Annotated in this window: 10 protein-coding genes; 5 read left to right on the top strand and 5 right to left on the bottom strand. The window is 65.3% G+C overall.

Annotated elements, in window-relative coordinates:
- Positions 1-538 precede the first annotated feature (538 nt).
- Positions 539-1108: a Uma2 family endonuclease gene (locus ACQP2U_RS37275; protein WP_433711849.1), complete on the top strand. Its 570-nt coding sequence runs from the start codon at positions 539-541 to the stop codon at positions 1106-1108.
- A gap of 7 nt (positions 1109-1115) precedes the next feature.
- On the opposite strand, the gene ACQP2U_RS37270 is transcribed toward ACQP2U_RS37275, so the two are convergent.
- Both ACQP2U_RS37270 and ACQP2U_RS37265 read right to left on the bottom strand, forming a co-directional pair.
- A complete protein-coding gene (locus ACQP2U_RS37270; RefSeq protein WP_433711847.1) occupies positions 1116-1733 on the bottom strand; it encodes an ATPase in 618 nt (205 codons plus the stop codon).
- On the bottom strand, positions 1730-2311 hold the full coding sequence (locus ACQP2U_RS37265) for a peroxiredoxin-like family protein (protein WP_433711846.1): 582 nt from the start codon (positions 2309-2311) through the stop codon (positions 1730-1732). Before ACQP2U_RS37265 ends, ACQP2U_RS37270 begins: the two co-directional genes overlap by 4 nt.
- Positions 2312-2383: 72 nt before the next feature.
- Here ACQP2U_RS37265 and ACQP2U_RS37260 point away from each other — a divergent pair, with 72 nt between their 5' ends.
- Entirely contained in the window at positions 2384-2995 is a 612-nt protein-coding gene (locus tag ACQP2U_RS37260) for a TetR/AcrR family transcriptional regulator (protein WP_433711845.1), read from the top strand.
- A 115-nt stretch (positions 2996-3110) separates the two neighbouring features.
- Here the strand turns inward: ACQP2U_RS37260 and ACQP2U_RS37255 are convergent, their stop codons facing one another.
- Entirely contained in the window at positions 3111-4238 is a 1128-nt protein-coding gene (locus ACQP2U_RS37255; protein WP_433711844.1) for a GDSL-type esterase/lipase family protein, read from the bottom strand.
- A 110-nt stretch (positions 4239-4348) separates the two neighbouring features.
- Between ACQP2U_RS37255 and ACQP2U_RS37250 the strand changes: the two genes are divergently transcribed.
- Complete coding sequence (locus ACQP2U_RS37250) at positions 4349-4822, top strand: MarR family winged helix-turn-helix transcriptional regulator (protein ID WP_433711843.1); 474 nt, start codon at positions 4349-4351, stop codon at positions 4820-4822.
- Positions 4823-4934: 112 nt separating this feature from the next.
- Complete coding sequence (locus tag ACQP2U_RS37245; protein WP_433711841.1) at positions 4935-5534, top strand: helix-turn-helix transcriptional regulator; 600 nt, start codon at positions 4935-4937, stop codon at positions 5532-5534.
- Positions 5535-5679: 145 nt separating this feature from the next.
- On the opposite strand, the gene ACQP2U_RS37240 is transcribed toward ACQP2U_RS37245, so the two are convergent.
- Positions 5680-6630 carry a helix-turn-helix transcriptional regulator gene (locus ACQP2U_RS37240; protein WP_433711839.1) on the bottom strand — a complete coding sequence of 317 codons (951 nt, stop codon included), beginning with the start codon at positions 6628-6630 and terminating at the stop codon, positions 5680-5682.
- Between the two features lie 63 nt (positions 6631-6693).
- On the opposite strand from ACQP2U_RS37240, the gene ACQP2U_RS37235 reads away from it, so the two are divergent.
- The gene (locus tag ACQP2U_RS37235; RefSeq protein WP_433711837.1) at positions 6694-7848 is read left to right on the top strand and encodes an epoxide hydrolase family protein; all 1155 of its coding nucleotides are present in this window, start codon (positions 6694-6696) and stop codon (positions 7846-7848) included.
- Positions 7849-8002: 154 nt separating this feature from the next.
- Here ACQP2U_RS37235 and ACQP2U_RS37230 read toward each other — a convergent pair whose 3' ends face one another.
- Positions 8003-9958 (bottom strand): 5-oxoprolinase/urea amidolyase family protein, encoded by a 1956-nt coding sequence (locus tag ACQP2U_RS37230; RefSeq protein WP_433716713.1) that lies wholly within the window; start codon positions 9956-9958, stop codon positions 8003-8005.
- Positions 9959-10009 lie beyond the last annotated feature (51 nt).

The following is a 10009-nucleotide window of genomic DNA, read 5'->3' as shown; positions in this document are numbered from 1 at the left end:
CCGAGACCGCTCTGCGCGGTACACGAAGGCAAGGGCCCCGAACCTCGAACAGATGAAGGTTCGGGGCTCTTGCACGTGCATAGCGTCGGGATAGTCCAAAGCGTCAGGCGCACGGTGCGTTCGGTCGCGGCGGGGAAGGGACTGCCGAATCGGATGCGGCTCAGCTCCACGCAGGCTGCCATCCCGAGACTTTCGACCACGCACAGATCGCGGCCGTCGCCGCAGCCAGATCGGCGATCCAGGAATGCTTCCCGGCTGCCGAACGACAGTGCGGCGACCCTGACCACTGCCACGTTCGTATAAGAGCATCTGTTGCAGGTGTTTCGGGGCAATTGCGACGGCGCGGTCTTGACGTGATCGCCGTTCGAGACGAGACGAACGCTGCGTTCACCGGCTCAGACGAGGGCGGATCGGCAGACAGTCTGCCGCGCCGGAATCACCGGACGGAACCTCGCCGCTTTGGCGGGCTAGACTCGGACGGGACCGAGCGGACGTCGTTCGCTCCCGTTCGATGAGGTTGGAGGTGGTTCCATTGGCAATGCCCGCTCCTCGGTCCGACCATTGGACGGCCGCGGACCTCGATCACATTCCCGAAGACGGATTGCGGTACGAGGTGCTGAATGGCCAGCTCGTCGTGAACGCTGCTCCTAAGCCGCGGCATCAGTGGCTGATCAAATGGCTGGTGCGCGCTCTCGACGACGTACTGCCTCCCGGATACGTAGTGCTGGAAGGCGTGGGAGTGCTGATCGGCGACGACGAGCCCATTCCCGACCTCATGGTGGCGGCTGGCGCGATCGACTGGGACGACCGCGGGATCGCCGCCGAACAGGTGAAGCTGGTCGTCGAAGTTGTCTCCAAATCGACGACTATGCAGGATCGCATGGTCAAGCCCGTGCTCTATGCCGCAGCCGGAATTCCAAACTACTGGCGCGTCGAGATCAACCCGTTCAAAGGCCAGCTCACCGACGAAAAGTTGCCGGTCCTGTTCGCGCATGCGCTCGGGCCGGAGGGCACCTACGAACGGACGCACCGGGTGGCGGCTGGGGAGTCCGTCACCCTGCGCAGTCCCTTCGAATTCACCGTGGATCCGGCCTCACTGATGCCCTGAGCCGTATTTATCGTTCGACGATCGCATGCTCCTCGGCGAAGACCTTGCGGCAGACCGGGGCACAGAAGGCGTAGTCGGTGCCCTCGTGAATCAGGGTGATCTGGGCGGTGGCCCATTCGACAGTCATGCCGCAGACCGGATCGATCGTGTAACCCTTCGGTGCTTCGGGTCGCACGCCGGAGTCCCGGAAGTCCTGTGTCATCAGCCGGGTGATGTCGGTGGCGGTCATGGAGCGGCCCAGCGCACCGATCGCGTGTTCGCGGACGCCGACGATCTGCACGATGCAATGCGGACGACGCAGGAGCCGGTCCGGATCCGCTTCGGTATCGGCGATCGCACGGGTGACCATCGGGATGATGTGGTCGCCGAATTCGCGGTTGTTGCTCCATGATCCGGGAACCGTGATCCGCACGAGATAGCGCGGTTCGGCCATGATGTTCGGTCCGCCGGTAGCCCAGACCTGCGGCTTGTGCACTACTACATGCGTCAATTCGCGCGCCATATCGAGCACCGAGTCCGGCGCGGATTCGCCGGTGGTCAGCTCGTGTAGTACCCGGTCGGCCAGCTGTTGCTGCCGTTCGACGCTCATCGTCTCCTCGGAGACGAACAATTCGACGGTCATCATGATCGGGATTCCTTCGGCAGGTTCATCGTTGCGTCGGCGGAGGCCAGGGCGAGAAGTTCGTCGACCGACCACTGATCGTCGGCGTGCTTGCCGAGTTTGCTTGCCAGGATGCGGCCATCGGAGGCGATGAGGAAGTCGCCGGGCAGACCGAGGCGTCCACCCTCGGGTTTGCCCGGGGGAGTGGGCTGCTGCTTGCGCAGTACGGCCACCGTCGCCCGGGTCGCGGCGCGGACGATGGTCGGCCAGGCGCGCGGGTCGAGCAGGGCGCGCGGTGCCGATTCGATACCGAACTCGCGGTACAGGATTCGCGCGGGATCGGCGACCAGGTCGAAGGGCAGATCGCCCTCATAGGTGCGCAATTCGGCTGCGCTGGAATGGAATACGACAACCTCACGGATGTTCGCGCCCAAGATTTCGGCGTGTCGTACGGCGAACGAGCGCAGGTGCAGATTGCACACCGGACAGCCCGCGAAACGTCGAAACTGCAGGTGTATCAGGCAATCCGGATCGGGGACCGGAATCTCGGCGTCGGCAATGGTGAGCAGCGTCCGGTCGGTGACGGTGCGCGGCAATGGCATGGGGACTCCTTCTCGTAGGTGTACAAGGTACGCCTACAGCCAGTATGCGCGTACCTTGTACGCTGTCAACCCGTGCCCCGCCCTCGCTCGCTGACCAGCCCCGCCATCGCGGCCGCCGCCGTCGCGGTGCTCGACCGCGACGGCCTGTCCGGCTTGACCATGCGCGCGGTCGCGAAGGAACTCCGCATCGCCACCATGGGCCTCTACCGCTACGTCGCCGACCGCGACGAACTCGAGCTGCTGGTCGTAGACCATCTCCTGGCCGATATCGACCTCGCGCCACCGACCGCCCCGGACTGGCGCGACCGCGCCGCGGCGCTACTCGACCGCATGCGCACGACGGTATCCGCCCATCCGACAACGGTCCCGCTGGTCGTGCGTCACCGCCAGTCCGCCCCCAATAGCCTGCGCTGGATCGAGGCGATGCTGACCATCCTCACCGATGCGGGCTTCACCGGCATCGGCCGAGTCCTGGCCCAACGCACTCTCCTGGCCTTCCTACTCGGCCACCTCCAGAACGAGCACTACGGCCCACTCTCCGGCGCAGGCACCGCCGCCATGACCCGCATCCCCCCAGCCGACTATCCACTCCTCGTCGAAACCGCCACCGAGGCCCGAAATGTAGACGCCAACACCGAATTCCACCTCGGCATCGAAATCGTCCTCCGCGGCCTGTCCCCCTGAGTCCCGCCAACTGCCCCAGAGCTGTTGCCGCGCATCGATTCGCGCGCCGCGCACGTTTTCGCCCGGCGAATTCGTGCGCGGCGCGAGAAAATGTGCGCGGCGTCATTGGGCGGCGCTAGTTGGTGAGGCCGGGGATGGACATGGTTGTTCCCATGATGTGGTGACCTGCGTCGTTCAAGTGGAGGCCGTCGCCGCTGTTCAGGGCGGGGTGGATGAAGTCGGGGTCGTTCGGGTCTTCGACGGCGGCGGCGACGTCGAACACGGCATCGAAAACGCGGGTGGTGCGCAGCCATTCGTTGACCGCGCGGCGTACTACTCGGCCCTCTTCGACATTGAGGTCCGGATAGATGACGCCGGCGAAGGGGCCGATGGTGTTGGCGTACACCGCGAGTCCGGCCGCATGCGCACGCCCGGCCAATTGCCGGAAACCGGCGATGAGTGCATCGGCCGATGACGTGCTGTTGTCGAGGATCAGATCGTTGATACCGAAGTTCAGGACAACATGGGTGACGCCGGGAACCCCGAGTACATCGCGGTCGAAACGGGCCAGACCATGTTCGCCGATCTGGTCGGTCAGCAAACGGGTCCCGCCGATGCCCTGATTGAGCACCCAACCGCTGGTGAGACGTTCGTTGAGGACGTCGACGGAACGATGGTTGGCGCCGGGTGTGGACCCGACGCCTTCGAACCAGGAGTCGCCGAACGCGACGATGATCGGCCCATTCGTCGGGGTGAGCACGTCGACACCGGTCACATAGAAGCGCGAGGTCGTCTCCTCGGCCCCGGATAGCGCGAGTGCGGTGACCTGATCACCGGCGGCCACGAAACCGGATTCCATCGGCAGGTGCGAAAAGGGTGCCAGGCCGGTCTCTTTCGGCAAGTAGATACTCAGCACCAGATCGGTACCGGCAGTCGTCGCGAAATCGACTGGGTCACTAACGATATCGGCTCCCGCCGGAATGGAAACCGAAGCCTCGCCGTCGAAACGCAGCTCGGTATCGGTCTCCGCGATGATCTCGGCCCCGGACTTGCGCGTCGCGATCCGTGCCGCGCCGATGGTCACCGGCGTCGAACCATAGCGGTTCGTCAGCCGCACCCGCAGCTGCTCGCCGCTCCCGACCAGGTGCAGCACCTGACGCACCGTCTCATCGGCGAAGCCGCGCGGCTCGGCCAAACGAATCCGCTCGGCGGGGTCGACCAGCGGGGAACGGAAACCAGCGACCCAGCGCGAAGAGGTAGTCATCGGAATCTCCATTTAGTTGCGGTGAGGAATATTGCGATGACAACAACTTAGCGCATATGTTCCGCACGTCAACTATCCCCGCCGCAACTATCTGGGCTAAGCTCGCCACCGTGGACGCAGAACCCTTCGACGATCCCAGGCTCACCACCATGGGCCTGCTCTACGAGGCGTACGACGGCCTGACCCGCAAGTTGGAACCGACCTGGAAGAAACACGGTCTGTCCGGCCTGGACGTCAACGCGCTCATGCGCCTGAGCCGCTCACCGGACCGTCGCCTGCGGATGACCGACCTCGCCGCCCAAACCAACCTGTCCACCAGCGGCGTCACCCGACTGGTCGACCGTCTGCAGCGCAACGGTTTCGTGCGCCGCGAACTCGACTCGGTGGACCGCCGCAGTTCCTACGCCGTGCTCACCGCCGCCGGTGCGACCCGCTTGGCCCGCGTACTCCCCGACTACCTCGAGGTCATCGAGCGCTGGTTCACCGGTCTGCTGCCGCCCGACCAACTCGATGCCTTCGTCGCCGGTCTGCGCACCATTCGCGATCAGGTGAACCCGGAGGCCACTGCGCGCGAAGCCGACTAGAACACCCGGCATCGAATCGCACGACATCACCGTCGCCGAGGCGACGGACTCGCCGCTTCCGGCAGCCGTACCGGAGGCGGCGAGGTGGCATCACTCGACGGCGGCCGAGCGATTGCTCATCGATCCGGAGACCGATCTGCTGTCGCGTCGGCTGGTCGCTGAGGAAGTGCCCGGCACCATATTGGCCGAGATCCGGCGCGCGGTATTCGCTGGAAGCAAGCTGCGCATCCACTACGCCGCTGTCGACCAGACCCCGAAGTGGCGCACGGTGGACCCTATCGGCCTGGTCATCGTTCGCGAGCAGGGCTACTTGCTGGCCACGAGATCTGGCGCGGACCGTACCTATCGGCTGTCGCGGGCCGCAGAGGCACTCCCCGAACCGGCACAGCGACCAGCTCGGGTCGATCTGGACCAGGCCTGGCAGGAACGCAGCAAACAATTTCGCACCAGCGGCGATCAGATCGCCGTGCTGGTACAGGTGAACCCGGCGCGGCGGGAGGAGCTGGTGAGCACCGCACTGGCCGTCCACACCGAGGAGCCCGACACAAACGGCTGGCTGCGCCTGGAGGTGACCTTCCAAGATTCACGACACGCCGAATGGGCGCTGTGGCAGCTCACCACGGAAGCGGAGGCCCTTGCCCCGCAGTCGTTGCGCACATCCCTGCACAACCGCGCCGCCGCGATTGCCACTCGCTACGCAGAGTCATCCTGAGAGTTGTCGCCGGGTGCCAGGTCGTCGCCGACGCGATTCGGACCACTCCACACTGGGTGGGTACAAGCCCGGCGAAACGACGCGTGCGCAACGCGCAGCGCTGCCTGGCGTTGGGGACTGTCACCAACGTCGCGCCCCGCACCAGCTAGTCGATCGCCGCGGTGAGGCGATTGGTGAGTTCGCGGACGTGGGCGATCAACTCGGGAGGTTCGTGGATTCGGCAGGCGAAGCCGAAAGTCGCTATATAGACGGCGAGTTCGTCCAGCGAGTTGGACCCCGTGCGGAGTAGGCAGCTTCGATCGTCGATGGCCTCGATGACGCCGACGGTCGGGGCAATGCGTTCGGCTGCGACCTGGGCCGGTACATACAGCGTCACGCGGGCGGCATAGCGATAGGGGGAAGTTGTTGTGCCGCTGGTGATGTAGTGCGCCAGGTCGGTTTCGGGTGGCTCGCGCGGGGTGCAGCGGGGACCGGTGGGAACGCGGGGTTGTAGGCGGTCGACGCGATAGGTGCGCCAGTCCGCGCGGTCGATATCCCAGCCAATGAGATACCAGTGCCGACCGGTGTGCGCCAAACGATGCGGTTCGACGGTACGCAATGATGTTGTTCCACTGTGGGTTCGGTAGTCGAAGCGCACGCGGTGATTGTCGCGGATAGCACCCGCGACCGCGGTCAGCACGTCGGGATCGACGGTCGGTCCAGCGGAAGGCACTGTGACAGTCACTGATTGCAGCAGACTGACCCTATGCCGCAGCCGCGACGGCAGCACCTGCTCCAGTTTGGTGAGCGCGCGCAACGAACTGTCCTCGATGCCCGCGATGGTGCCACCCGCCGCGGTACGCAGTCCGACGGCAACAGCCACCGCCTCGTCATCGTCGAGCAGCAGCGGCGGCAGTTTCGCACCCGCCCCGAGGCGGTACCCCGCAACACCGGCGGTCGCATCGACCGGATAGCCGAGGTGGCGCAACTTGTCGATATCGCGGCGCACCGTGCGCACATCGACCTCGAGGCGTTCGGCGAGGTCGGTACCGGTCCAGTCCCGAGGCGTCTGCAAGAGCGACAGCAATCGCAGCAGGCGCGCGGAGGTTTCCAACATGATGAAAAGTCTGCCCCAACGCTAGGGCGGAAGCTGTCCTAAGCGGCTCATAGCGTGGTTTTCATGAACACAGAAATCACTCCGTTCCGCATCGAAATCCCGCAGCAGCAGCTCGATGACCTGCGCAATCGTCTCGATAATGCGCGCTGGCCCGCACCGCTGCCCGGCGACGGCTGGGATATCGGCGTGCCGACCACCTGGCTGCGCGATCTGGTCGACTACTGGCGTACCGGCTACGACTGGCGCGCCGCGGAGGCCCAGCTCAACGCCTATCCGCAATTCACCACCCAGATCGACGGACAGCGCATCCACTTCCTGCACGTCCGCTCACCCGAGTCCGATGCCCTGCCACTGCTGATGACGCACGGTTGGCCGGGTTCGGTCGTCGAATTCCTCGACGTGATCGGACCGCTCACCGACCCGCGCGCCCACGGCGGCGATCCCGGCGATGCCTTCCACCTGGTCATTCCATCGCTGCCGGGATTCGGCTTCTCCGGACCCGTCAGCGAAGCGGGCTGGACCAGCGCGAAGATCGGCGACACCTGGGCCGAACTCATGCGCCGACTCGGCTACGAGCGCTATGGCACACAGGGCGGGGATATCGGCGCCGCGGTGAGTCCGGAGGTGGCCAGGAGCGCGCCGAAAAATGTGGTGGGCGTCCACACCAACGGTGGCCCGGATCCGATTGCTACCCATCAACTCTCCGAGGACGAGTTGGCCAGCTTGACCGACCTCGAGCGCGACCGGATCGATCGCATCCAGGCATTCCTGCGCGAGGAGATGGGCTATATCGCGATTCAATCCACCCGACCGCAGACCCTGGCCTACGGACTGGTCGATTCGCCGATCGGTCAGCTCTCCTGGATCATGGACAAATTCCGGGAATGGACCTATCCGCGAAATGTGGACCCGGACAAGGTCATCGACCGCGACCGGCTGCTGACCAATGTGATGATCTACTGGCTCAACGGTACCGCGGGTTCGGCCGCCTTCGTCGGCTACGCGCAGCGCGCCGGCTGGGGTACGAACAAGTCGAATTCCGGAGTGCCCACCGCGGCAATCGTTTTTGCTATGGACGTGGGAATTCGACGTTATTGCGAGACCCAGCACACGATGACTCGCTGGGTCGATGTGGACCGCGGCGGACATTTCGCGGCGCTGGAGGAGCCCGTGCTGCTGCTGAACGACATCCGCGAGTTCTTCCGCGACCTGCGCTGAAAACGTGGGCCGGTTCCGGCATGTCGCGGTGGGGACAGGCTCACAATCAATGGCAGCAGGACGGTGGCAATGCAGAGGTGAGCCGAACGACGCCATATCGAGGAACTCTGGGATGACGAGTCCATCGATATGGCGGAGTTGTTCGGCTGGTAGATCAGGCGGTGAGTTCACCTGCCTGCCGCCACGAGTCGCGTTCGGCGGCGAAGGCTTCGGCCTGTACGCCGCGGAATTCCTTGATGGATTCGGCATTGTCGGATAGGAACTTCCGATAGTCGGCGAGCGCGAACTCACCGTCCTCGGCCCGTACCTCGACCTTGCCCGCCGCGAAATCCGCACGTAGGTCGAGGAGTTCATCGGCTTCGACCGGATACCAGCGGATCCGGTCGAAATAGCGCAGTAGCCACGGGGATTCGTCGCTGACGTTACTGTGGTCCCAGACTTGGGTCGTGCGGCCGACGAATTGGTAACCGCCGGGACCTTCCATCCCGTAGATACACAGGTAGGCTCCGCCGATGCCGACGGCATTTTCGGGAGTCCAGGTTCGGGCCGGGTTGTACTTCGTGGTGACCAGCCGGTGGCGCGGATCGGTCGGGGTCGCGACCGGTGCGCCGAGGTAGACATCACCGAGACCGAGGACCAGGTATTCGGCACCGAAGACGGTGTCGTAGACCTCCTGTACCGAAGCCAAACCGTTCATGCGCCGGATGAATTCGATATTCCACGGGCACCAGGGCGCGTCCGCACGCACACCGTGCATATAGCGGGTGATCGCCTCCCGCGTGGCCGGGTCGTCCCAGGACAGCGGTAGGTGCACGGTGCGGCTCGGCACCACGAGTTGGTCGGCGGCGGGGATCTGCTGTTCGGCCTCGGTCAGCAGATCGAGCAGGACGGGGACCGGCAGCACCGTCGGATCGACTCGGATCTGCAGCGAACGGACACCGGGCGTCAGTTCCGTCACGCCGCGCACGCCGGCCGCGAGCAGGTGCTGATGCAATGCGTGCACGCGGGCACGCAGACCGAGATCCAGTGTCATGGAGCCGTATTCGACGAGTACGCCGTCGTCACCTTGACGGCGGTAGGTCACCCCGGTCTCGTCGTCGACATCGGTGCGGTGCAGTACACCGTCATCCCCGTCGCCGCCAGGGGAGAGGACCGTGGGCCAGGCGGCGCGGCGAGCCAGACCGAGTTCGCGAACCGAAGCGGCGCGCTCACTGCGGATCGGGATGAAGCGCACGGTATCGCCGGGGGTGAGCTGGCCGAGTTTCCATCGGTCGGCGGCGACCACCGTCACCGGGCAGACGAATCCGCCGAGGCTGGGTCCGTCGGGCCCGAGCAGGATGGGCGTATCGCCGGTAAAGTCCAGTGCCCCAATCGAGTACGGCGTGTCGTGGATGTTGGACGGGTGTAGTCCCGCCTCGCCGCCGTCGGTTCTGGCCCATTCGGGTTTCGGGCCGATCAGCCGCACTCCGGTGCGATCGGAATTGAAATGCACCTCGTAGTCGGTGCCGAGAATCGTGTCGAAGTCATGGCGAGTGAAGAACTCCGGTGCGCCGTGCGGACCTTCGGTGACGGCCAATTCCCACCGACGCGTCAGGACCGGCTGCTGCTCCATCGGCACCGCGGCCGCCACCCGGCCTTGCTGTGCGCCGAGGGGAAGCATTTCACCGGCACGCACTGCGTTCCCCGTACTGCCGCCGAACCGGCCGAGCGTGAATGTGGCGGCGCTACCCAAATATTCGGGCAGCTGAATACCGCCGGCGATCAGCACATAGCAGCGCATGCCCGGTCCATGTACCGCACCGATATCCAGCGTCGCGTCCGCCGGAACAAGCACCGTTCGCCACTGCTGGACGCGGCTTCCGTTCACGGTCACATCGGCCGGAGCGCCGGTGACACACACCCAGGTGGGCGCGGAGAACTTCAGCGCGGGACCGGCGAGTGTGCATTCGAGGCCCGCCGCGCCGTCGGGATTGCCGAGCACTCGGTTGCCGAGCCGGAACGACAGATCGTCCATCGGGCCCGAAGGCGGAACTCCGACGTGCCAATATCCGATGCGGCCCGGCCAATCCTGCACCGTGGTGAGCATTCCCGGTCGTACCACCCGCACCATCTGGTCGGGACCGAGGGCGCGCCTACTCTCGGCCTCGTCGATCGCACCCCC

Origin of the sequence: Nocardia sp. CA-084685, assembly GCF_050955785.1 — a bacterium.
GTDB lineage: Bacteria > Actinomycetota > Actinomycetes > Mycobacteriales > Mycobacteriaceae > Nocardia.
The sequence above is the reverse complement of the archived record's forward strand: the minus strand, read 5'-3'. Positions and strand labels throughout refer to the sequence as shown.